The organism is Flexithrix dorotheae DSM 6795, from assembly GCF_000379765.1.
GTDB lineage: Bacteria > Bacteroidota > Bacteroidia > Cytophagales > Flammeovirgaceae > Flexithrix > Flexithrix dorotheae.
In genome coordinates this window covers 195,345-220,879 of record NZ_KB903498.1, presented here as the reverse complement: position 1 = coordinate 220,879, position 25,535 = coordinate 195,345, and the positions used below count along the sequence as shown (strand labels likewise).

At 37.7% G+C, this 25,535-nt stretch carries 18 protein-coding genes; 9 read left to right on the top strand and 9 right to left on the bottom strand.

Features of this window, described 5'->3' with window-relative positions; translation table 11 throughout:
- Window positions 1-48: 48 nt before the first annotated feature.
- The 6 genes from A3EM_RS0136715 (at window position 49) to A3EM_RS0136685 (ending at window position 8,225) form a co-directional block, all read left to right on the top strand.
- A complete protein-coding gene (locus A3EM_RS0136715) occupies window positions 49-1,707 on the top strand; it encodes a RagB/SusD family nutrient uptake outer membrane protein (protein WP_020533240.1) in 1,659 nt (552 codons plus the stop codon).
- A 131-nt stretch (window positions 1,708-1,838) separates the two neighbouring features.
- Window positions 1,839-3,062, top strand: a complete 1,224-nt coding sequence (locus A3EM_RS0136710) for a Ca2+-dependent phosphoinositide-specific phospholipase C (RefSeq protein WP_020533239.1) — start codon at window positions 1,839-1,841, stop codon at window positions 3,060-3,062.
- Window positions 3,063-3,096: 34 nt separating this feature from the next.
- Complete coding sequence (locus A3EM_RS0136705; RefSeq protein ID WP_026210815.1) at window positions 3,097-4,362, top strand: YdcF family protein; 1,266 nt, start codon at window positions 3,097-3,099, stop codon at window positions 4,360-4,362.
- A gap of 5 nt (window positions 4,363-4,367) precedes the next feature.
- Window positions 4,368-6,452: a glycoside hydrolase domain-containing protein gene (locus A3EM_RS0136700; protein WP_044240918.1), complete on the top strand. Its 2,085-nt coding sequence runs from the start codon at window positions 4,368-4,370 to the stop codon at window positions 6,450-6,452.
- 207 nt (window positions 6,453-6,659) lie between these two features.
- Window positions 6,660-7,424, top strand: a complete 765-nt coding sequence (locus A3EM_RS0136695; RefSeq protein WP_020533236.1) for an AraC family transcriptional regulator — start codon at window positions 6,660-6,662, stop codon at window positions 7,422-7,424.
- A gap of 120 nt (window positions 7,425-7,544) precedes the next feature.
- Window positions 7,545-8,225, top strand: a complete 681-nt coding sequence (locus A3EM_RS0136685) for a DUF4386 domain-containing protein (RefSeq protein ID WP_020533234.1) — start codon at window positions 7,545-7,547, stop codon at window positions 8,223-8,225.
- Between the two features lie 21 nt (window positions 8,226-8,246).
- Here the strand turns inward: A3EM_RS0136685 and A3EM_RS0136680 are convergent, their stop codons facing one another.
- The 4 genes from A3EM_RS0136680 to A3EM_RS0136665 all read right to left on the bottom strand — a co-directional run bounded on the left by A3EM_RS0136680 (window position 8,247) and on the right by A3EM_RS0136665 (window position 13,777).
- A complete protein-coding gene (locus A3EM_RS0136680) occupies window positions 8,247-9,470 on the bottom strand; it encodes a PepSY-associated TM helix domain-containing protein (RefSeq protein WP_020533233.1) in 1,224 nt (407 codons plus the stop codon).
- Window positions 9,439-10,026: a hypothetical protein gene (locus A3EM_RS0136675; protein WP_044240872.1), complete on the bottom strand. Its 588-nt coding sequence runs from the start codon at window positions 10,024-10,026 to the stop codon at window positions 9,439-9,441. The genes A3EM_RS0136680 and A3EM_RS0136675 overlap by 32 nt, the downstream gene beginning before the upstream one ends.
- Window positions 10,027-10,090: 64 nt before the next feature.
- Window positions 10,091-11,377 (bottom strand): DUF4374 domain-containing protein, encoded by a 1,287-nt coding sequence (locus A3EM_RS0136670; RefSeq protein WP_020533231.1) that lies wholly within the window; start codon window positions 11,375-11,377, stop codon window positions 10,091-10,093.
- Between the two features lie 27 nt (window positions 11,378-11,404).
- A complete protein-coding gene (locus A3EM_RS0136665; protein ID WP_020533230.1) occupies window positions 11,405-13,777 on the bottom strand; it encodes a TonB-dependent receptor in 2,373 nt (790 codons plus the stop codon).
- 126 nt (window positions 13,778-13,903) lie between these two features.
- On the opposite strand from A3EM_RS0136665, the gene A3EM_RS0136660 reads away from it, so the two are divergent.
- The 3 genes from A3EM_RS0136660 (at window position 13,904) to A3EM_RS0136645 (ending at window position 17,620) form a co-directional block, all read left to right on the top strand.
- Window positions 13,904-14,869: a helix-turn-helix transcriptional regulator gene (locus tag A3EM_RS0136660; protein WP_020533229.1), complete on the top strand. Its 966-nt coding sequence runs from the start codon at window positions 13,904-13,906 to the stop codon at window positions 14,867-14,869.
- Window positions 14,870-15,132: 263 nt separating this feature from the next.
- Complete coding sequence (locus A3EM_RS0136650) at window positions 15,133-15,366, top strand: hypothetical protein (protein WP_169513463.1); 234 nt, start codon at window positions 15,133-15,135, stop codon at window positions 15,364-15,366.
- An 82-nt stretch (window positions 15,367-15,448) separates the two neighbouring features.
- Complete coding sequence (locus tag A3EM_RS0136645) at window positions 15,449-17,620, top strand: TonB-dependent receptor (protein ID WP_020533227.1); 2,172 nt, start codon at window positions 15,449-15,451, stop codon at window positions 17,618-17,620.
- Window positions 17,621-17,851: 231 nt separating this feature from the next.
- Here the strand turns inward: A3EM_RS0136645 and A3EM_RS0136635 are convergent, their stop codons facing one another.
- The 5 genes from A3EM_RS0136635 to A3EM_RS0136610 form a co-directional block, all read right to left on the bottom strand.
- Window positions 17,852-18,997, bottom strand: coding sequence for a PepSY-associated TM helix domain-containing protein (locus tag A3EM_RS0136635; protein ID WP_020533225.1), 1,146 nt, complete (start codon window positions 18,995-18,997; stop codon window positions 17,852-17,854).
- Between the two features lie 437 nt (window positions 18,998-19,434).
- The gene (locus A3EM_RS0136625) at window positions 19,435-20,658 is read right to left on the bottom strand and encodes a hypothetical protein (protein ID WP_044240869.1); all 1,224 of its coding nucleotides are present in this window, start codon (window positions 20,656-20,658) and stop codon (window positions 19,435-19,437) included.
- A 4-nt stretch (window positions 20,659-20,662) separates the two neighbouring features.
- Window positions 20,663-23,083 carry a TonB-dependent receptor gene (locus tag A3EM_RS0136620; protein WP_020533222.1) on the bottom strand — a complete coding sequence of 807 codons (2,421 nt, stop codon included), beginning with the start codon at window positions 23,081-23,083 and terminating at the stop codon, window positions 20,663-20,665.
- A 465-nt stretch (window positions 23,084-23,548) separates the two neighbouring features.
- Complete coding sequence (locus A3EM_RS0136615; protein WP_020533221.1) at window positions 23,549-24,253, bottom strand: LytR/AlgR family response regulator transcription factor; 705 nt, start codon at window positions 24,251-24,253, stop codon at window positions 23,549-23,551.
- Window positions 24,253-25,296 (bottom strand): sensor histidine kinase, encoded by a 1,044-nt coding sequence (locus A3EM_RS0136610; RefSeq protein ID WP_020533220.1) that lies wholly within the window; start codon window positions 25,294-25,296, stop codon window positions 24,253-24,255. Before A3EM_RS0136610 ends, A3EM_RS0136615 begins: the two co-directional genes overlap by 1 nt.
- Between the last annotated feature and the right edge of the window lie 239 nt (window positions 25,297-25,535).

Here is a 25,535-nt window from a genome sequence, read left to right as displayed (position 1 = left end):
GGTATTCTGAAGATCAATTTTTATAAAAATTTCTAATCAAACAGAAAAATGAAAAAATCATTCATATATATATTTCTAACAGCAGCATTATTTTTTGCTTCTTGTTCAGATAGCTTTTTGGACGAAACTCCTTATGGTGAAATCGATCCGGATAACATGACAGCTCCTGAAAATGTGGAAGGAGCTATAATTGCAGCATACAGTATACTTAATGGGCAATTTGATGGGGCCAGTAGTGCTTTCAACTCTCCGGCATCTAACTGGAGTTTTGGTGATGTTATGTCAGATGATGCCTACAAAGGAGGTGGAGGTACTGGTGACCAGAACCAAATTCACCAGATGGAAATTTTTAACATTTATGCAACCATTACCGATGTAGAGCGTAAATGGGCAGCACTTTATGAAGGAGTAAAAAGGACCAATGTAGCTATACAACTTTTAAATGAGTCATCAGCTTTTGATCCTGCTTTAAAGCCGGTAAGATTGGGTGAATTGAGTTTTTTAAGAGGGCATTATTATTTTGAACTTAAAAGGATCTATAACCAGATTCCCTATATTGATGAGTCTGCAACCCTGGTTGAAGATTATTACGCTTCAAATGTGGAGTTTTCTTCAGATGAATTATGGGGTAAAATTGAGGAAAATTTTCAGGTAGCCTACGACAACCTGCCAATGGATCAGGAGGAAGCCGGACGTCCTAATAAAATTACTGCAAAAGCTTATTTGGCAAAATGCTACGTATATCAGCAAAAATGGAATGAAGCTCTGGCCGCCACTAACGAAGTAATTGAGAGCCAGAAATATGCCTTGCTTCCAAATTTCAGGGATGTATTTCTTCCTGAAAATGACAACAGTTCAGAAATTATTTTTGCTGTACAGCATACCGTAAATGACGATGCGCCTAGTAACTACAATGGAAGCATTGGTGATCGTTTGTCTGCACCAGGAGGACCTTTTTATCCACAATATGGATTCCACAGACCATCTCAAAATCTAATTAATGCTTATAAAACCAATGTGGAGGGTTTACCTGTAAATGACAATGTGGACCTGACGGATGGTGATTTTGTAGATCCGAGACTTGACCATACCGTAGGCAGACCAGAGATTCCTTATCTTGATTTGGATATTTTATATGAATCATCCTGGGCAAGAGATTTGTCCACTTACGGACCATTCAGCCCTAAGAAAAGAATTGTTTCTGTAAATTCGGATTTACAAGTAAAAACCTGGCCATATGTGAGTGCCCTTAACTACTACATTATTCGCTATGCTGATCTTCTTTTATGGAAAGCCGAAGCCTTAGTGGCTTTGAATGATCTAGAAGGTGCAAGAGCGATAGTAAATGAAGTTAGGGAGCGTGCACAAAACAGCCAGTATGTAATGACACTGGATCAATCATCACCTGCTGACGATTATAAAATAGCACTTTACACCGAGGCTTGGACCGATGCACAGGCTGCACTTGAGGCGGTTCGTTTGGAAAGAAGGCTAGAGCTGGCTATGGAAGGTCATCGTTTTTTCGATCTGGTAAGATGGGGAATTGCCTCAGAGACCATCAACACATATATTGAGGTGGAGAAAACTAAAAGGTCACACCTGACCAATGCCAAATTTACAGAAGGTGTGAACGAGTATTTCCCAATCCCTCAATCTTATATAGACCTGGTGGGAGACGACAAAGTGATTCAAAGAGAAGGCTATTAATCAAATTTTAATAGATAATTAAATTAGCTCTTATCAAGGAAAATCCTTGTAATTTTTTACTGTCAGGCAATTAGCCTGACAGTATCTTATCATTCCTATTTTTCATCAGAACTTTCTTAACAAAGTATTCCATGAAACTGATTTATCTATCAAGGATATCAGGTGCTTTCCTTTTTGGATTAATTCTATATGCTTGCAATCAAACAGCTTTTAAGGTAGAAGATGCTTCGGTTGTTTTACCCGAAAGTATAAAAATCAATCAAATCCAGGTATTGGGTACACATAATAGTTATGCCCTGCCACTTGATACGGCCATTTCAAATTTTATTGATCCGATTTTTGAGCAGATGATGGCTCAAAATCAGGCAAGTATACCTGAAGATCAAAAAGCAAAGTACAAGGAATACCATCCCAACAAGGTTAAAATGAGCGAAGGCCTTTCCTATGATCACCCAGATTTTAGGGAACAGCTTGATTCAGGGTTACGATCTTTTGAAATTGATGTCTATTACGATCCAACGGGAAATCGGTTTACCAGACCTGCGGTTTATGATGTCCTACGTCAAAAAGGCTATAAAGAATTTTTACCATATGACAGCACTGGTTTGGAAAAGCCAGGTTTTAAAGTACTGCATGTTCCGGATATAGATTTCCGTTCCCATTATACCACCTTTGAGCAGGCGCTTATAGCCTTGAAAAACTGGTCGGATAAACACCCTGGTCATGTCCCTGTTTTTATTATGATTGAGGCAAAGGACAAAGGTATTCCCATATTCCCAAATTCAGCAGAAGTGTTGCCCTACACTGCGGAAGTTTTTGATGAATTGGATCACTTAATTTTCTCGGTTTTAGGAAAAGAAAAAGTAATCACTCCTGATTTGGTTAGGGGTGAATATTCCACGCTGGAAGAGGGCGTTTTAGCACAAAACTGGCCACTGCTTTCAGCATCTCTTGGCAAATTTGTATTTATGCTTTTACCCTCCACTGCCGGAATGTCTTTAAAAAGTCCATATGTGGAAAACAGGCCTAACCTTGAAGGCAGGGCTATGTTTGTCCAGTCAGAACCCGGGCAATCTTACGCAGCCTTTTTGCTGTTGGACAATTCTTTAATGAGGAAAGAAGAGATTAAAGCTGCGGTGAAAAAAGGATACTTGGTACGGACCCGATCCGATATAGAGACCTATGAAGCAAAGGTTAATGACATGAGTCGGGCCAAGGCTGCCTTTGAAAGTGGTGCTCAAGTTATTTCCACAGATTTTTTTAAACCGGGAAATAATTATGGCACCGACTATTTTGTGCAACTACCCAATGAGAAACCGGTAAGGATTAATCCTGTAAATGGTAACTCAAAGTGAGCTTCAAAAACCTAAACTTTTCACATTATATAATATGAAAAAATACATTTTTCTATTCATAACTTTTTGCCTTTGCCTCCAGATCAGTTGGGGACAATCCAATATTTCCGGTTCCATAAGCTATCGGAATGTTAAGTCATCTTCCCTGGTTCAGGACAAGAATTTTTATTTGCTTACTCTTTTTCAAAAAGTACCAGAAACAAAGGAGTTACTGACTAGTGATAAAGACCTTACTGCACTAAAAGAGAGGAAACTTCAAGCTATTAGAAAGGCTGTAGAATCCTGTGCAAGGGACCGTTCCTGTGTGGTAAACTCTTTTTTATGGTCAGAAAAAGAAATTGCAGAGGTGGGTAAGAACCTGGAAAAGCTGTTCAAAAAAAGCCAGGCTTTAGCAAGCTTAACCACTCAACATGTGCGCCCATCTATGGCGTATCAGTTATATGATTCCCTGTCTGATGTAGAGCTTTTAAAAAAGGCCTGGCAGATATGTGCTGAAGGGATGAACCATTCTATAAAGGTCTATGGAAATGGTGAAAAAGCAATTTACCCCAACATCGATTCAGTGGTTTATGATGTGAACAGCAGGACTTATATATATACGATTCATTCCTGGGCAAGTGATATTCTGATTCAGGCAGAAAAAAGTCCCTTGTTTTTTGATTTTAGCCTTGATTTTACAAATTCGCTTTTATATATCAATCATAAAGATGAAGCAGCACGATATGAACCTATGGAAAGTCTCGAAAACCAGACAGCAGTCAATTATATTCCTTCTGTTTCCTGGGAAAAATACCCTTATGCTTCCATTCTGGTTCTTGGGGCAGGTTCGGAAATTTATGGAGTATCGCTTACACCTTTGGGTAAATTCAATCTTAGAGTGGCCGCCCGACAGTTTAAAGAAGGAAAAGCCCCTCTTATCATTGTTTCTGGAGGTCATGTACATCCTTACCGTACTCCATCTTGTGAAGCCATTGAAATGAAAAATGAATTAATGGAGAAGTACGGTATTCCTGAACAGCATATAATTATTGAGCCACATGCAAGGCATACCACTACTAATCTCCGCAATGCTTCCCGCCTGTTGTTTAAATATGGAGTACCAACCGATAAACCTGGCTTGGTAACCACCAATTTTAGGCATAGTGACTATGTTGGCTCACAAAATTTTTATGACAGAAATATGGAAGAACTTGGGTATTTGCCTTGTAAATTATTAGATAGGATTTTCCCAACCACCTTAGAATGGTTACCAAATATCAATTCGTTTCAACAAAATCCAATAGAACCTCTAGATCCCTAAAATTCATGCGTTTACTTTTAATTTATACCTTAATTCTGGTTTTTAATTTTTCCTGTTCACAGCGGAAACAAGACAATCAATTAACTGAAGAAAAGGCTGAACCTGCAAGTTTAGTTAATGCTTTTCTTGGTACTTCGGGTGACCACGGGCAAATGTCTCCAGCAGCTTCTTATCCTTTTAGTATGTTGAGTATTGGCCCGCATACTTATCCTTCCACACACACGGGTTATGAATATTATGCAAAAGAATTTTTAGGGTTTTCCCACAATCGCTTTGAAGGGGTGGGTTGCCAGGGAAGCGGTGGAAATATTCTGGTCAAACCGTTTATAGGCGATAGTTGGGAAAACTCAAAATTGATGAAGACTGGAGATAGTGCTTCACCAGGTTATTATAGGGTGGCTTTTACCAATCAGCTTTCAGCTGAGTTTACTGTGGTGGGGAACTATGGTATGCATCATTACGAATTCCCTGAAGGTGAAAAAGGACTTTATTTTGATCTGGGTCACTCAATTGTCAATAGATTCAGGGCTGAAGCCCACCATATTGAAGGCAACTCCATGTGTGGATGGATTGAAGCCCGAACTACTTGCGGAGATGGCCAATACAAGATTTATTATTACATGGAAGTGAGCCAGTCTGTTGAATGGGTGGAAGTAGGTGAACATCAGGTATTGGCCCAGCTCAAACCAGACCAGGAAGATGTGGAAATCCATTTAGCCCTTTCTTCAGTAAATGTAGAATATGCTAAAAATTCCGTCAAACAAAATGCTTTTTTGCAAATGAAAGCGGAAAGTAATCTGGCATGGAACAAATTACTTAGTCATATTGAGGTAAAAGGTGATCAGGAGCGAAAGGAACTTTTCTATTCCTATTTATACCGTGCCATTCAATCTCCGTATATGGTTAACGAAGAAGATGGCTATTATCGGGCGGTGGATGGTTCGGTACAACAATCTGATACGCCAATTTATAATGGATGGGCCATTTGGGACAATTATCGCACCCAGCTTCCTCTGCTTTCAATTGTATATCCAGAACGTTTCAAGGATATCGCTGGGTCAATTGCCAATCTGTATGCCTATGGGAAAAAAGATTTTGCTACGGAAAACGAACCTTCTCCTACCGTGAGAACTGAGCATGCCATTGTGGTACTTTTAGATGCCTATAGAAAAGGGGTCAATTTAGATTTTGATAAAATTGCGGATTCACTCATAAGTGAGGTTGAAAAACTTCCATACAACCATCCTGATGAGGCATTGGAAGCTTCCTACGATGCCTGGGCACTTTCTCAAATTCTTGATACTTTAGGTCAAAAAACCCAAGGTAAAAAGTTTTTGGATAAGGCTTTGAATTACAAATCTTACTGGATGAAAGATTTTAAAGATTTGTCTAAAAATGATGTGGACAGAATGGGTGCAAGAGGAATGTATCAGGGAACTGTTTGGCAATATCGCTGGTTTGTTCCTTTCGACCAAAATGGGTTGATGGATTTGACTGGAGGGGAGAAAACTTTTCTGGCGGAACTGGATGAGTTTTTCGAAGGAGATTATTACAACCATGCCAACCAGCCTGATTTACAAACCACAGGAATGTACCAGGGAACTTCCCAGCCATGGAAATCGCAGGCAATTATTCATAAAATTGCGGTGGATACTGTTGTGCAGCATTACTTCAATAACAATAGTCGGGGAACAGGTTCTTTTGTGGGCAGGATTTACAAGAATGATCCAGCCACTTATCTACCCACCATGGATGATGATGCAGGAACCATGTCAAGTTGGTATGTATGGGCTTCCTGTGGATTATTCCCGGCTTGTATAGGCGAACCGGTTTATTACCTGCATGCTCCCTTGTTGGAAGAAATTAAGTTCAACTGGGAAAATGGAAAAAGTTTTTTGATCAAGGTGGAAAACTATAATCCGGACCATGCATATATACAGCAAGCGACTTTCAATGGAAAACCGCTGGAACGAAACTGGCTCACTCATCAGGAGATTATGAGTGGAGGTGAATTAGTGATCACATCATCGGCCAAACCGAATACTTCCTGGGGTATCCAAAACCGATGGATTTCCGGGGATAAATATTAGAAACGCTTATTTTGTGTCATAGTACTTTGTTGAGGAAGGTTCATTAATTTTCCAATTATTAGGAAAATCATTATCTTGCTTTTGGGTATTCCTTTGTCAATTTCTATTTTGAGATTTAAGTGATAATCCCGGGATAGAAATTGACAATTTAATTTTTAAAAACAATGAATAGCCCAGGTTCTTCCTCCAAACCACTTGTGAAAACTGATGAATTATAAGATAATACCGCCTTGTGAGGAGCTTAAAGAATATATTAGCTATTTCTGGGTGGCCACATGGGATGAGAAATTGCAAAAATCTAATGCAATTTATTATGTAATAGCAAACAGTTTGGCAGAAATTACCTTTGCCTTCCAAAATAATAGTCGTTATGCAGAATTGTTATTTTCCTCAGTGCAGGGACAAACGGCAGTACCTACTCAATTCCCGGTTAGCGATTTTTATCACTTAATTGGTGTATCATTTTATCCCCATGCCATACCCAAACTTTTTAATATTCCTGCAAACAAGCTTTATCGGGAATTTATGTCCCTGGATACTTTTTTAGGTCAGGAAGGAAGTATTTTGACTGAAAAAATGGCACTTGCCCCCAGCTCTGAACAGCGGATAGCGATTTTATCAGATTTTTTCAAATCACTCTTGCCAAACCGGAAATATGAAGACCCTCAAATTACCAGGATCATCAGGTACATTAAAGAAAACAAGGGAACTTCAAAAGTGATTGAATTGGCCAGAGAAGTTTGCCTTTCCCCAAGGCAATTTAAAAGGCGATTTGCCGAATTTTCAGGCTTTAACCCTAAAATGTATTCGAGAATTATTCGCTTTGAATCTGTCATCAAATCATATTCCCAAGGTCCGAATCTCACAGAATTGGCCTATGCCAATGGATATTTTGATCAGGCTCATCTCAATCATGAGTTTAAGGCATTTACTGGTTTTAATCCTAAGCACTTCTGGAAATTAAGCGAGTAACACACAGGAGAATGTCAGTTTTTTACAATTTTTTGTTTACCCCGGAAAATACTTTTGAGACAAGGTTTTATAAAAATCAGCAAGAAGCTGTAGAAAAGTAATTATTAGAGGGTAACAAAAATGGAGTTAGAAAAACGCAAAACAAGAGTAGCAGGGATGCTTTTGATTTTGGCTTTGGTGGCTGGAATATTAAGCGTAGCACCCGCAGTTGATGCTGCAGATTTTTTGACGAAAGCTGCAGCACATCCAAATCAGGTGATCTCAGGCACGATCTTTCAGTTCATTATGGGGCTCGTTTATTTGTCCTTTGCCCTTTTGTTATTTCCCAAAATCAAAAGTTATGGAGAAAGTCTGGCTTTGGGATTTTTGAGTTTTAGAATAATTGCAGCAGGGTTAGTGGTGTTGGGAAGTATACTGTTGATGGAAATATTAGCCTTGAGTCAGGCATTTGTAAGTGAGCCCGCTCAGACCCCGGAAATTGAAACATTGGGAAATTTACTGAAAACCACAAGAGACTATGTAAACCATGTGTTCATGATTTTAGTGTTATGCGCAGGTAATTTGCTGTTTTACATATTGCTTTTTAAGTCCAGATTAATTCCCAAATGGCTTTCAGTCTGGGCTTTATCTGCCACTTTGTTATCTGTAATTGCCAGTTTGTTACTGCTATTTCAGGTGTTGGAAGTGATCACCACTGAATATTTGATTTTAAACACACCCACTGCTTTATTTGAAGTTACTTTGGGAATCAGGTTAATTGCAAAAGGTTTTGATAAAGGAGCAATAGAAAACCTTTCCTAAAAGCAAGGACAGACAAAAATACTATCTTTTTTTCCACCAGATAATAAAGCCTGTAATGGGTAGAGAACAACCTGTTAAACTAATACAGAAATACAAAATAATTCCGGGAAGGCCCATAATTTCCCCGGTGTGAAGTGGTTTTGCAACGGCCATAAACTGTTTGTGTAAGGGCAGGTAGGCAAAAGTCATCACGTCTCGTATATTCCCTTTTTTGGAAAGCAGGATTCGGTCAGGCACTGAAATGTTCAATATATTATGGGCATTCGATTTGGTAATCTGAACGGTATTGACCACCTCATTTGGCAACTGTAATTGTATTTCTCCGGGTAAGGGAAAAACTGAATCGCATATGGCCATAACTTGTTGTACAGACAAAGAATCAATTTTTCCTGAGGGTTCATTTTCTGACTCCAGTTCATTTAGAATAGACATAAAGGATTGTGATAATTCATTTTTTAATTCCAGATTGTCCTCAGAGATCACAATTGAATTTCCTCCTAAACTAACGATTATGGTATTTTTAACCCAGTGAAAGGAAACATACAAACCAGTTATGGCAATGAATAATAGCAATAAAAAGGCATAAAATCCCAATACTTTATGAAGGTCATAATTGAGCCGAAAGAAATGCGCATTCCATCTAATGCGTAGCCCATTTTTTAATTGTTTCATTTTTCTGGGAAACCACAAAACCAAACCAGATAAAAGCATATAAACAAAAATCAATACGCTAATCCCCACAATAGTTTTACCGATTTCGTCAATCAGGAGAAATCGGTGTAATTCTAAAATGAAGTCAAATAACTTACTTACGTGCTCATTTTTAGTTCCAAGCACTTCTCCTGAATAAGGATCGAAATAAACAGAATGACCTAAATTTTCCTTACTAAAGCTTGAAATGAGGACACTTCGATTATTTTCGGGAAACCAAAATACCTGGGTTGCCTTCCCATATTGTTTTTCAAATTTAGAAAGCAATAAGTCTACAGGTTGTTGATTTGTTTTAACTTGTGGGACGTATAGCAATTGATAATTTACTAAATTTTCAATTTGTCCTTTAAAAGCATATAAGCTTCCAGTGAGACAGACAATGAAAACAACCACAGAGGAAGAAAGTCCGAGCCATAAATGTGACACCGACATGATATATTTAAGCCCGGATTCATTCCTTCTTTTTTTCCGAAGAAGTGACCTGCAAATTCCGACTTTCTTTTTAGTGTTCAGATTTTCCAATTTTATACTCATCCACCAGCTTTAAATACAGGTTGTATTGATCAGAATTCATGAACTCTTCGAAGGCTGCTCTGCGACTCACATCTAATTCTTTATAGTATTCCAAATACACATCTGGTTTTCCGTGATAATTATCATGGTTATCTATAAGTGTGGTGTAGAAAGCTTCATTTGCCCTGTCAAATTGAACTTGTTGGGTACTGTCCATTTCCAGGGCATTTTTTATTAGATTCATATTGTGTTGTTCCCGGCCCTTGCGCTCTATTTTAATTTCCCGTTCGTAAATGACGTATTGTGCTTCACTTAGAAGAGATTGCATTTCAGCATCCTGGTTTTTTGCCACTTTTTCCAACTCTTTGGCAAGTTTTTCCTTATCGTGATGAAATTTATCATAGGTTTCCCTTCCAAGTGTGGTATATCTGGAAGTTATAGCATCAAATTTTTCAACTTGGTCGGGGGTAACATCAATCATGGATTTTATGAGTGTATAATTAAAACGCTCATTTTTTTGCTGATTACAGCCCACAAAAATACAAGCCAGTAAGATGATAAAAAGGTAAGTTTTCATAGAATTAACTTTATAGAGGCGGTGCAAATTTCTACTTAATATTTGCACCACTTCCTGATTAAGATTAATAGATTCCGTCAATTTGAAGATTTCCCCCATCCAGTTTTAGCCCTTTTGTGAAGGCATCCGGACTTTCAGAAGCAGGATCAAATTCATAAACATAGGCTTCCCCTCCGATAGGACTAATTGCCATGTAGAATTTGCCATCTTTTACTACCCCACTTTCATAGCTGAATAACATCGACATGGGCACATTTAGCTTTTGAACTTTCTTATTGTAAAGATCGATCCGAGCCAGGCTCCAGGAGTTTTCGGTATAGTAATTTCCTTCGTTTTCCAAATGAAGCGGCATGTAGCCAATTCCATTTCCGGCATAAAACCAGCCAGCTGTACCTACATTGGATTCTATTCCCAAAGCGTCTGAAATATTGAATTCATAACTCTCATCATAAGCCCCATTTTTTAGGCGGGTGATTACAGTTTTGTCTCCAGCAGATAAATCAAACGAATTGGCTGACATGAACCAGTTCGACTGATAAACATCTCCATTTTCATCCAAATGCATGGAAGGAGCCCGATACCCGCAGGTATGACCCGCTGCCATACTGGTAGAAATCACTGTACCATTGGTATAGGAAGGATAATCGAATACCAAAGTCTCTAGTCCGGTTTGTTTAGGAACTTTGAATGGAGGAGGAACTGATGGATCATACATATCCAGATGCATCAGTCCAAAATAGATTTTGTCTCCGGAAATAATTGGAGAATCTACCCGCATGGGATGATAGCCTATAGTGGCACCGTTTTTTGCGTTTTCACTTTGTGGAATTTCAAATTCGGTCAGGTTGGAAATGGTAAGATTGGGCAGGGAAACCGTAGCCAGCCTGAGGGTGCAGGTATTATCGGTGACCTCTTCATTTTCATTGACTACAGGAGTAACTACCACATTATAAACTAAAATTGTATTCTCTTCCGCCAGATGAAACCGCGGTCGGTTTGTCCCAACGGATAAACCAGCATTAATTTCCTTCACCTTGTCATAATTACCGGAGGTATTTGGCTTGAGCTGAGTCAATAATCCCGTTCCGTAGTTTAATGAATAAATGTATTCTCCTGAGGAAATGATTCGTGCGGCCTGGTCTGCTTCTAACTGAGTACCATTATCCACAAAGGAAAAATTGCCCTCATTTAATTTCTCCGTTTGGGTAAGGTAATATGCCCCGTCAATTGTGCCCAATACACTGAAAGTATTTTTGACTACTGGATCTACTGGATCATTGCCTTCCTCTTCACAGGAAAAACCCAAAATTGCAATGAGCAGAATGGTGATTGTTTTGAATAAATATTTCATAGTAAACTGTTAAATTTATTTTGCTTGTTAAATTATTTTGTAAGTGATTTTAAAATAAGCTGAGCGACCGGCATTTTGAATGGCGTAATTATCAAAAACCTGTTCGTTGAAGATGTTATTGAAATCCAGACTAAGGGAAAGTTTTTGGTTGGGAAAGGTGTAGCCAAATCCACAATCGTTCACTAGTTGTGCCGGGATTATATCTTTATTAAATTCCCCAATAATTTCAGGGTATCTATGGAAGGCACCTACATAGGCAATCGTCCAGTAAATAAAAATCTTCGAATTGGCCTGAAATAGATTTTTAAAATTCAACCTGGCATTGGTATTCAATTGCAGGAAAGGGGTATTTGGCAGACGGGATCCCTGAGTGATATTATTATTTCCCAATTCATCAAAATCCGATTTTATGATCGGGTTCAAATGGGAAAATGTTTGTGTCAGGCTAAATTTTGATTTATACCAATATTCCAGTTTGGCATCCAGTCCGCTCATCCGGACTTCATCAAAGTTAATATAAACAAAGGCCCCTAAATCATATTGCCATTGTTGTATCAGGTCAAACACATCCCTGTAAAAGGCATTTGCAGATAATTTTAATCTGTTTTCCTGTGCTGCAAATAGTTGCAAATTAAATCCAAGATTTGCATTATAACTTGTTTCCGGCCGGAGACTGCTGGTACTACTTACCATTAATCCATCTCCCAATACTTCATTGGCTTCCGGCAACCGGTTAGCCTTTTCAAAGGAAGTAGTAATCCGGAGGTGGGAAGTTAATTGATACGAACCAGCAAAACCAAATCCCAAACTGCCGGAGGAAGTATATTCAGTGAAATAATTGGGGACACCCTGTATAATTTCAGAGGTTTTGATGTCAGCATTGAAATGGAAAGCTTTTAGAAAAACAGAGGTATTGAGCTTTTTTTGGAGCATTTCACTTTGGAAAAGCAGTCCCATACTTGTTTTTTTAAACTTTTGTGGAGACCAGTACCCGTCATTTTTTTGGGTAATGAGCGGGTCATTTTCAGTTCGGTTTAACAAACTTACAATAGAATTAAAACCAATCTGGTGTTGTTCATTAATCCTGTAAACCAGATTTACCCTGTTTAAAAAGACCCGCTCATTTAGTTCATTTAAAGTCCTGACACGTTCGCCTCCAAGGGTACGAGTTCCTTCAATTTCTCCATACCAGTTGTAAATATTACGAGAAGTATCTACCTGACTCCTAGACAATTGGGACAATGAACTAAATAGATTGAGATCGAATCCCTTAATCAAATCGTGTTTCTGATACACAAGATAGGGGACGATAACATTTTGGCTATAGGTAGCTTCTCCATAAGGGACTTCCATGGTAGAACCATGTTGGAGTTCTTTATCCAAATCAGAGTATAACAAGCCTAAAAAAAACTGATCAGCAAATTTTTTATTCGTAAATCCAATGTCTGTTTTTACTGCTTTGGATGCAAAGGCATCATGAAACCTTCGTACTTTTATTCCTCTTTGAACAGTGTAGGTTTCAGGATCTGTGGCATATACATCATCTCCCCAAATTTGATAATCATTGTCTGAATAATTGTAGAATGCAGAAAGTCTGACTGTAGCACCCGAATCCTTATTTCTGTAATTTGCCAAAAGGGATGCACGATGTGTATTGAAAGATCCGAAAGAGTAGGACAATTCTACAGCGTTATCGTAACTTTTTTTGGTAATCAGATTGATCGCACCACCTAAAGCATCATTACTTAATTCTATGGGAACTATTCCCTTATAAATTTCAATGCGATCAATTAAGGATATAGGAATGGTATTTACCGAGTAGGAGGAACCAAAATAGTCCATGGGAACACCATCAATAAAGAACCGGATAGATTTTCCTCCCAAACCATTTACCGAATAATCCGCCCTTGAGCCCAAACCTCCTGCCTTTCTCACACGAACTCCTGCTGTTTGGTCCAGAATTGTGTTAATTTCCAAAGATTGGTTTCGAATCGCTTTCATAGAAATACCCTCCATGGCAAACCCAGCAATTTCCTTTTCTTCCACCAAATTCCTCTCTACATTAATTTCCTCCAGCGTTGTGGTATTTTCCGTTAGCACAAAATTGAGCCGAACCTCCTTTATTGAATTTGATATATTGAAGATTTTTGAAATGGTATGATATCCCACAAAAGATACTTTAATGGAATATTCACCTATAGGCAGATTATCCAAGGCATAAGCACCATTGATGTCGGTAGTTCCTCCTCTTGAGATTTCCTCAATCTGAATAATTGAATGAGGTAATAGTGTTCCATCAATAGATTTTACGACCCCATAAACCAATCCATTATCCTGAGCCTGGCAAAAAATTCCAAGACAAAAGAAAAACAGACTAAATGTATAGGTGGCTTTATCCATTTTCGACAAAAAACTACTATCCTTATTAAGATTAATTATAAATTATAGATATTTTTGCAAAAATAGAGGCTAGAGTAGCGTGGCATACAACGCAAACAGACATTCTACTAACGCGATCAGACATTTATGCAGATTCATTTAAAAAGCGAAGATTTTCAGGAACTGGTTCAGGTAAAGTCCCTTAACGATACCTTTGAAGCAGAACACCATGTGGCTTTTCCGGGAATGAAGGGTAAAATGCGGAAATCAAATTTTGATGGAATTATCGTTGAGCAGCGTGAAGTGAGCCTTAATAAAGATCTGATAATTGATGTGAAGCAACAGGCTCCTGTCTTTAAGATGCAGTTTGAACTGGACGGCCATTCTATTTACAAAGCCAATTCCAGTGGTCTTGATGTGGAAATTAGAAAAGGACACCATAATTTATTTTTCTTACCGGAAGTGAATGGCTTGCTAAAATACCCTGGTCCTCTGAATCGAAAAACCCTGGAGATTTACCTGACTTTAGATTTTGTCGAGCAGTTGTTTGGCGATCAACTGGAAGCGCTCAGGGTATTGGAAAAAGGTATTTACTGTAACCAACCGGTAAGAATGAGCAATAAAAGTATACCCATCTCCATGGAATTGCATCATGTTATTCGTGATATTTTACACTGCCCTTTTACTGGAGCTATGCGCAAAGCCTATATGAAGGCTAAAATTACTGAATTACTGATACTCCAACTCGATAGTTGTACCCCATGTACCAATCAAAATAAGGTAAATGTGTCCAGCCATGATGTTGAAAAATACCATTATATTAAAGAGGTGATAGAGCAAAATTTTCAAACTCCTTATTCTATAAATGAGCTCTCTAAACTAGCCGGAATGTGTGCCACCAAGTTGAAAACCGGATTTAAAGAACTTTTCAGGGTAAGTCCATCTGAGTACCTGGTTATTTCAAGGATGAATTTTGCACATTTACAGCTTACTTCTACCAATAAATCCATTGCCGCTATTTCGGAAGAAGTTGGTTTTAAAAATCCCCAGCATTTTACAGTTGCCTTTAAAAAGCGGTTTGGCTATTTACCAAGTTCTGTCAGAAAAAAATGAAATTATGGGCACAGGGCTGAATGTGATCCCCACTGAATATTTAATTTTAAAGGAGTTTGATGATCATGCTATTTGTCCAACAAAATGAATAGCACTACATTTGCGTCACTAATAGGCATTTTGCCAGATTGGGAATTTCGGTTTAATCTTTTGAGAATTTGTTGAATTTTATTTCTTTATCGCTCATTTTTCTGGTGTTGACACTGTCAATTAATCCATGTTGCTCTATAAGTGACGAGTGCCATGAAATTGAGGGAAATGAAATGGAAGCACAAAATCATGAACACAAAGATGGGCACAAGGATAATAATAATTCCAGTTTACCCTGTTCGCCCTTTTATTCCTGTGGTAATTGCTCAGGTTTTTTCCTTAAAGATCAAAGATTATGTGATTTTAGTCTTTTATCCCAGCCTAAAATTCCAAAATCAGAGTATTACCTCGATTATGTTTCTGAGGGATACGGCATCATTCCCCTTAAGCCTCCCAGATATATTTAAAGTTGTAGCTTTTTTATTTTCCGCTGTTTCTGTCCGAAACAGGCATGGAGAAGTATACTTTAACTTTAAATTTTAATCAATAATGAATAAAAATTTATTATGGCTCTTCCTGCTGTTTAATTTTCACATGATTGCGGCTCAAAACAATCTTGAATTGAACATAAAAGATGAAGAGTCGAAGGAGAATTTGATTGGTGTGGCAGTTTATATCCCTGCTTTGCAAAAGGGTAGTGTTACAGATATTAATGGACTGGCAGTGGTGAAAGGGATACCAGATGGAAATTTTGTGGTCCAGATCAGTTCCATAGGCTATGAAAAACAAGAATTGGAATTTCAGTTTCCAATACAAGATCCTATGCAAAACAAAACCATATTTTTATCGCATGCTCATGAAGAAATGGAAGAAATTGTCCTTACTTCCACAAGGAGCAGCCGTACCATTGAGGACTCTCCAACCAGGGTAGAATTCATTGCCGGGGAAGAGCTTTCTGAAAAAGGAAATATGAAACCCGGGGATATTCGTATGCTTTTGAATGAAAGTACGGGTATTCAAACCCAACAGACCTCTGCTACAAGTTATAACTCCAGTATCAGAATTCAGGGACTGGATGGAAAATATACCCAGCTCTTGCGAGATGGTTTACCACTTTATTCTGGATTTTCCAGTGGGTTAAGTTTAATGCAAATTGCACCACTTGACCTTAAACAGGTGGAAGTGATAAAAGGATCTTCCTCTACTTTGTATGGAGGGGGAGCTATTGCAGGACTGGTCAATCTGGTTACCAAAACTCCCGAGGATCATCCGGAACTGAGCTTAATGTTGAATGGGACTTCTGCGCTGGGTTTGGATGCCAGTGCTTTTTATTCCCAAAAATATGGGAAAGTCGGTACAACGGTCTTTGCTTCTTACAACAAAGGTACAGCTTATGATCCAGCCGATATTGGTTTAACAGCAATTCCCAAATTTGATCGGTTTACTTTAAATCCCCGCCTGTTTTTTTATTTGAATGAGCATACAGAACTGATGGTTGGGGCAAATATAGTATCAGAAGACCGGCTTGGCGGAAACATGAAATATGTGGAAGGCGAGAATATTCCGGATGCATACTTTGAAAACAATGAAACGGACAGAATATCCAGTCAGGTTATTTTTTCTCATAATTTTTCAGGTCATTCGAAACTCACCTTTAAAAACAGCTTCAGTTTTTATGACAGGGAAATTGCCATTCCCGATTATGCATTTGCAGGGCAGCAATTGTCCTCATTCAGCGAATTAAATTATGTAACCACAGGTAAAAAGTCTGAATGGATTTTTGGAGTAAATTTGTGGACAGACCGATTTGACCAGGGTCTGGGTATCACTACTGAACCTCTGGACTATTCAAATTCTACATTTGGCGGTTTTATCCAAAATACCTTTGATTTTTCAGAACAATGGCATTTAGAATCGGGAATAAGGGCGGATTACCAGTCAGATTACGGTTTTTTTCCTCTACCCAGATTTTCTTTAATGTTTGAACCCAACCATGCCTTAACTTTCCGGCTGGGAGGAGGAATGGGGTATAAAACACCTACCATTTTTACGGAAGAAGCGGAGTCCCTGCATTTCAGGAATATTTTGCCAATCAATACCAATCAGACCAAGGCAGAATATTCTATTGGGGGAAATTTTGATGTAAACTACCGTTGGGCTTTGACCGATGAATTGGTATTAAATACCAACACCTTATTTTTCTACACCAAAATTCAGGATCCATTGGTGCTTACCCAAAGGGAAAACTACTATGAATTTTTACAGCCAGAAGGAATTGTGGATACGAAAGGAGTAGAAGTAAACATGAAATGGAGTTTTCACCATTTTAAACTATTTATAGGGTATACTTTTACCGATGTAGAAGAGCATTATGATGGTCAGATTGAGGAATACCCGCTGGTGGCAAAACACCGCTTAAATAATGTATTAATGTATGAAAAGCATGGAAATTTCTGGGTTGGTCTGGAAGGCTACTACTTTAGTCCTCAGAAATTAGCCGATGGTGCCACAGGACAATCTTATTGGATAGTTGGGCTAATGACAGAAAAGAAGTTGGGGAAACATCTTTCCCTATTTTTAAATTTTGAAAACTTTCTGGATACCCGGCAAACGGCATTTGATACCATTTTTACTGGAGATATCAATAACCCTGAATTCAGAAGTATTTATGCTCCAGTGGATGGATTTGTGGTAAACGGTGGAATTAAACTCAAGTGGTAGGGGAGAGGCCGTCCTAAATCTGAGATTTAAACCTAGAAGATTGTAGGCAAAAAAAGTTATAAGCCTGCTTCCACTTTTAATGAAAGCAGGCTTTTTTTATGCTGATTTTTACGATAATTAGATTTATCCAGAGAATTGCCTGGAAGGTGTTGGAAGGGTTACAAGGCATTAATTTCAAAGGAAAGTCTTTGGCAAAGGGGACTTATCTCTCTATATTTTCCGGGTAAATTTTCAGGTTCGGTAAGACTTATTCCGCCAAATAATAAAACCTGTAATAGGCAGGCTGGCAATAATCAAGCAAGTGAAAAAGGCCAGGATTTTAGTGGGTAATCCGCCAATACTACCGACATGAATATCATAATTAATACCGCTTACCTGCTCTCCACCACTTAGGTCAGAGACTTCATCTTTTCTTAAAAGAGAGCCGGAACCGGAATCGAAATAATAAACGATTCTGTCATAAAATACCCTATTGGATAAGTAAAGCCGAACTACATAAGGAAATTCTGGTCGTCTTGGCATTTTGATGACATAAGCATGTGCATTGTTTAGCTGGGACCTGATTATTTGATGCATGTTATCCAAAGGATTTAAATCATCCGATTCTTTTTCGGTTGGCGGTTCAGGTAGAGGTCGGGTTACGGTTTTCCCTCCGTTGGCAATCCATTGAATCCCCTGATTCAAAGAGGTGAAAGACCAAAACAAGCCGGTTACTGCAATTATGATGGACAGAGAAATAATATAAAACCCAAGGATTGCATGTAAATCAAAATTTTTACGCTTGAATCCGAACCCTGGTTTCCATTTAAACCAAAACCGCATACCACGACTTTTCTTATTTTTGGGCCACCACAGTACCAGGCCACTGATAAGCAAAATGAGAAATCCTACCACGCTCCAGGCCACTATCTGACTTCCCCATTCATAGCCTAAAAGTAAGGTCATATGCATCCACATAATTACATTAAAAAACTCCCATTTGGTGTTTTCAATTTTCACTATTTCTGCAGTATATGGATTGACAAACACAGTTTTACACACTTCCATATAACCGGCATAAGTCAGGGCATCATGCTTTGTTTTTTGAAATACAAAGGAAACGGTTGCTTTGGGATCATTTGGTTGGTAAATCCTTAAAATGGGCGCATCTTCTTTTAATGCTCCAATAGCGGTCTCTTTTAACTGGCTGAGCGGTAGGGGTGTAGCATTCTTAGGGATGTTAGTTATGGTGTACCGATCTTCATAGATTTTTTCTGAAATCTCAATGGCAAAAACATAAATAGCACCAGTTACTCCTTCAATAAACAAGACTATTCCGGTAATTAAGCCTATCCAAAGGTGTAAGTTTAAGATAAGTTTTTTTAATGGCTTGCTCATATTCTTGCTATGGAGGTTTATTATTAAAGAAGGATGGGAATCAAAAATATACTTATCGGTAAAAGGTATATAGTATTAAGGAATGTTCTGATTTAACTATTCCTGAGTATTGTTCAGGTTTTTTGGACTAAGAGCATGTTTAAATTTTAACTGTTTCGCTGCAAACGCCCATTTATGAAACCTCACTTCAAAAGAAAATTTCCAAATAGCGCTGCTATTCAAAAATTTTCTTTTTTCCTGAGAACCCAAAACTGGACGTTTTCGCTTTGGTCCGACATTTCGGAAAACCTAAATTTTAAATAAGCTCTAAAAAAACATTATGCCTTTTTCTCAAATTCTACCTCATTGAATTAAGGAAAAAACAGTAGATTTTTAATTTAAAAGGCATAATGTTAATCTGATCTTGTTTTTTAATGATTAAGATCAGAGCTTATTCTCTAAAAATTTCTAAACAAGGCATTTACAAATACATTGCTTCCATCCAAAGTAGCTCCCTTTTGGAAACCATCTGCACCACCGCCAATCGTAATTTCATAGATATTGGCATCTCCATCCACAACACTTACAGGAATATAGAACTTGCCTTCTTCCACACAATTTAAAGAGAAGATGTCTCTAAAGGATGCTTTTGGTAAATTCAGCTCAGTTACAGTTTTGGTTTCCAGGTTGATTTCAACCAGGGTGCCTGTATTTTGTACCAGATCCCCCCATTCTGGTGTATCGGCTACCCTTACCACATTGGCATAAGCGATATTGTTTCCAGCATACCATGCATTCCAAATAGCGATTGGTTCGTTGTATTCGGCCGAAATATCAAACACATAAGAATCATCATATTCACCATCTTTGATTTTTACGAATACTGAAGGCTTATTAGCTACCTCATCGTGACCGTACCAAAGAGAACTAGTTATATTGTATTGATATATATCTCCGGTTTCTGTGGCGAAGGAGCCATTTGTTCTGTAACCGGCAGTCATTCCTGCAGATGCAGTGGAAACCAATATTTCAGGGTTTGCCAAGGAGGGATAATCGTATCTCACCGTAATCAATGAGTCAGATAACTGTGACCAGGTAGCAGCATCACCATATAAGGAGCCAAAATAGATTCTGCCATCTTGTACTAATCCATTTGTCCATAAGTTGTTTTTGTTACCTATGGTAGGGAAAGTAATGAATCCATTGCTTGTGGCGGTAAATGTTTCCAGATCTATAATAGCATAAGGCACTAATCCTTCATCATTTGGATTGGTCGATAAGAATAAATCGCCATTATCAGTAACCTGAATGTATCGGAAAAAAGCACCAGGGGTTAATGCTGAGTTAGAAATGGCATCAACTTTAACAGGACCGTTCTCTGTTAATTCAAACTTTTCGGTTAAAGCTTCTGTATTATTAAGGATGTAAAGATATCCATCAACACTTACTGATAGATTTGCCCAACCTTCAGAACCATTACCCACTATTGAAAGAGAGCCTGATAAAAGATCATCAGTAGTGACATAATATCCCTCACCATCAACTGATGCTCCTACTGTATATTTAGAGTCTGCTGGTGGTGGTGGTACATCGTTACCTTCTTCTTCACAGGAAACAAAGATTAGCCCCATGGCTAAAAGTAAACATCCAATGCTCCAATTTAAAAATTTATTCTTCTTCATAATTTTAATTTACTGTTGACTTTATTTGATAATTTATTTTGAAAAAAATTGCTCGTCCAGGTTTTTGGAGTAAGTAATTGTCATATACCTGTTCATTGAATAGGTTTGAGACATCAATGGCAAGAATTAGTTTTTTTGATGGGAAGGTATACCCGATACCTGCATCAAATACCAATTGTGTAGGAATAATATCTTTGTTGTCTTGATTGCCAAGGCTTGGCCATCTAAGGAAAAACTGGTGTACGTAGCCCGATTGGAAATAAGTAAAAAACTTGGCATCTTTTTGAATGAAATCCATCACGGTATATTCCAATCCCGCATTAGCCATGAAATAAGGTTTATTTCTTACCCGGTCACCATAAACTATATTTTCTCTTCCGTTTTCGTCTATTTTCAGGTTATTCCTGAAATCCAGATAAGTTCCATTCAGGGTAAATTTTAATTTCTGATCAAAATCAAAGATCATATCTATTTCCCCTCCTGTTCCTGCTATCTTTCTTATATTTTCAAATATCCCATTTCCCTGGCCATCTGTTATGGTAAACAACAATTGATCTGTCACATTTCGGTAGAAAGTGGTAAGCGCTATTTTTACACCATTATTATAGCCAAGCCGATACCTTCCAAGTACCGCCCCAATATTAGTATTAAAGCTTTGTTCCGGTTCGATATTCGGGTTATTCCTAATGGTGACTCCATCTCCTAAAGCTTCCGTGGGACTGGGCATTCTCGTGGCTTGTTCCGCTGAAGCTTTGATCATCAATTTTGGGAACAACTTATAGGAAGCTGCAAAACCTCCTCCCCAATTGACTACATTATTTTTATGCTCGATGATTTCCCATTCGGTGGTATAAACCAGATCATTGATATGAGCACTGTAGTCATAATACTTCAGGAATGCATTAGCGTGAAGTTTACCATCAAATTTTATGGTTTCTAATGATAATCCGGCAAAATGTGTGCTTATTCCCTGAGGTTCAATATATGGAGTTCTATATACTGGCGTAAAAGGGTCTTCTCCTGAACGTTTTGTACTTGAATAAAGGTAGTTCAAACCTAGAGTAAAATCATAAGGTAATTGATAGGTTGTATTAAACCTAACAATATTGGAGTTGTCTTTTTGAGTAAACAATGATTTCCCATTTCGCCCCATTTCACCGCCAGAAGGGTTTGTCCCTATTTGTTCTCCCCTCCAGTCATATCTCATTGTTGTAGTATCTACCAATACCCCTTCGGTATAAGAATAACCTGCAAAGATATTCACATCTAACCCCTCTGTAAATAAATCACTTTTTTTGTAGCTTATGCTTGGCATAAGAACTTGTTCATTATTTCGCATTTCACCATAAACATGAGACATGGTTTGTGCGGTTTGTACACCTTTCTTTTGATCTGAAGCAAGTAGTGAAATAAAAAACTGATCGGCCCATTTTTTCTGGCTAAAACCTATATCAAACTTTGCACTGATGGTTTGGAAATCGTCATTAAACCTTTCAGCAGGATTTTCTTTGGTGAATTCCTGTGCTTTAAAACCTGTAGAGGCATCAGCATAATGCACTCCTTTTCCCCAAACTTTATAATTATTATCCGAATAGGTGTAAAATGTAGAGAGCTTGGTGGTGAATCCGGATTTGAGCCGCCATTGGCCATGTAATGCCGCACGATGGGTATTATAGGAACCAAAAGAATAGGATGCATCCACAAAGTTGGAAATGTTTTGGTTCGTGACGAGGTTTATAGCTCCGCCCAATGCATCAGAGCCTAACTCAGCTGCGACCACACCTTTGTAAACATCTATGCGGTCAATTAGTGCAATAGGAATATTATTAATGGAATACGAAGACCCGAAATAATCCATGGGAATTCCATCGATAAAAAAACGAATGGCATTGCCTGACATCCCATCCAGGGAGTAGGTAAAATCTGAACCCATACCACCTGACTGTCTTACCCTTACCCCAGCAGTTCTATCCAATACACGGTGCATGTCCATGCTTTGTGTTTTTAGCTCTTTCGTTTCAACTGCTTTTACACTAAAGCCACTACCTTCTAATTTTCCTACAGCGGTTTTTTCAGATTTAACCACTACTTCACTTAATACCTCCGTGTTTTCTTTGAGAGCAAAACTGAGGCTAAGTACTTGCCCTGAGGAAATGGTTATTGCCTGGTTTTGGCGTATATAACCTATGCCCGAAACTACAAGAGTGTAATTTCCTGCCGCTACCTCTTTAATTTCAAAATGCCCGTTGACATCGGTTACCGCTCCCCTGGAAGTGCCTTCAAGTAGGGCAGTGATGCCCACAAGTGGTTCTCCAGTATCACTTTGAACTGTACCAGTAATTACTCCTGGTTGATCATTAGCCAATAGCAGGGAAGGACTAAAAAACAGGGTAGTTAGAAAAATTACATAGTATAGTTGCTTCATTTTAATTAGACTAATTTTAAATGAATGGCAAAAATACACCCCTTTTATACTATGGCTTAATCTTATGGATTAATAACTCCTAGTTAAATTCAATTTTGAGTTAGTATGTAAATAGGAGAAGGTAAGTATAATTTATAGCGAATAGGTGTAAGCTTGCTTTAGTTTTTCTTTATTAAAAAATAAAATAACCAAGTTCAAAACATTTGATAATCAATCATTTATAAGTTTTTGAATAAAGTATGGGGTTCAAATTTCCCCATTTTCCTTATTTAGAATGATTATAAAGACAAATCTCTAAATATAATTTGAATTAAAAGAATTAATAAAATGTAAATCTGTGAACGACCAATTTACGGCTATGAACAACATATTAGTTGGTCTGTTAAAACTCCTGAAATACATAAAAAGAAAGGGGTTGTAAAGGTCGCTTTTGGAGGCAATACACAATTCGGTTTGCATGCTCATTTATTGCTTTAGGTGCTTTTTCATAAAATTTTTTTTGTATGCTCGGCCTATTGGGATAATATATTTTACTGATTGGTAAATTTTGTTTTGTGATATTTTTTTTAAGTGATTTAGATTGATGATATACGACTTATGTACCTGGCAAAAGCTATCATCCAGCTTTTGCAGCCAGTCTTTCAAGGAGTATGTAGATAAATGTTTTTGGGATTCGGTTACTATTTCAGTATAATCACCATCAGATTTAATATGTAAAATATCCTCACGGTTTATCTTTACAATTTCGTGCTTTAATTTAATGTATAGCGCAGTATCAGCAACATTTTTTGACAGGTTATCAGCTAATGACTCGGTATTCATTAATGCCAATACTTTATTTACAGCCTGCGAAAAACGCTCAAATGAAAATGGCTTAAGGAGGTAATCTACCACATTGTATTCATAGCCTTCCAAAGCATAATCGGAATAGGCAGTAGTCAAAATTGTAGGTGGATGGTCCTTAAAAGATTTGAGAAAAGCAATCCCTGAAACTTTGGGTAATTTAATGTCTAAAAAAAGAAGGTCAATGGTATTTTTTTCTAAATATGCCCTGGCTTCAATAGCATCCGAAAATATTTTTTCTAAAGCTAAGTGATCCGTGTCATCAATATATTGTTGCAGAATCTGCTGAGCAGGAGGTTGATCTTCTATGATAATACACTTGAGCATTAATTAATAGGTTTTAGCTGCATTTTTAATTCAACATGGTAGGTGTTTTTTTCACCTTTTATATTTAAAAGATGGGCCTTGGGATATAGTAAAAGTAAACGTTTTTTTACATTTTCTAAGCCAATCCCTGAGTGATCTTTCTGGCCGTAATCGGGTAAAAAGCTATTATCACAAGTAAAAGTTAGCAGGCCAGACTCCGAAACTTTTACCTGAATATCAATTAAAATATTTTTAGATTGACTTTCAGTACTGTGTTTAAAGGCATTCTCAATAAACACTATTAAAATTAAAGGGGAAATGGCATAATCGGCAGAGGGTATTTCTGTATGGAATTGAACAGAACCCCGCTGTCCTATCTGTAGTTCGTACAGGGTGGTAAAGCCTTTTAAGTTTTTTATTTCCATTGCAAGAGGGACAAAATTTTCCTTACAATCATACAACATATAGCGAAGCACGGAAGATAACTCTAAAATAATGGAGGGGGTTTTAGACGATTTTTTTATGGCATGCGCATATAAATTATTCAGATTATTAAATAAAAAATGAGGATTAATTTGCGACTTTAAAAACTGTAATTCACTTTCTTTTACCAAGGTTTTAAGCTTTTCAATTTCGCTTTGTTTTCTGTTGAAATCCCAGGCAAACTTAAAGGCTACGGTGATGATAATCACAGGAAGTGTCTCAATTAGCGTAAATAAAAAACCGGGGAAGTAGGTGCCACGTGTATCAGGATAATAAATTTGTTCCAGTACGTATTCATCAATCAGAATCACCAGTGTAATTAAAATCACTACACTGATAAAAAATAAAATTTCTCGTTTTTTGTAATAAAAATTTGGAAGAAGTACATAATTAATAATGATTGCTGCGCCTATATAATTACCAAAAAAAGCAACATTACGCAGTTCCAGTAAGGAGTATATTGTAAAGTGGAGAGACCCCGTCTGATTATATGCAAAAAATATAAACAATACAAGGATAATAACCACCTGGTAGGCAATTTCTTTATAATTATGTTTGATATACCTATAAGGGTTATTCATATTTTTTTAATGATAAAGGACTTCTGAAGAATGAATAACTTCTCTACTTTTTAAGATTAGGGATAATTTTACTGAGAACCAAATTTTGAAAGCAACCTGAATTACGAAGTACTTTCTCAACTGTTTCGTCAGAATTTTCCTCAGCATATGACCTTCATTATAGCAAACCATTATAAACCTTATTTTTTATAACATGGATGATTAGTCTCAGGCATCCTCATTTCCCGGATTTTCCGTCC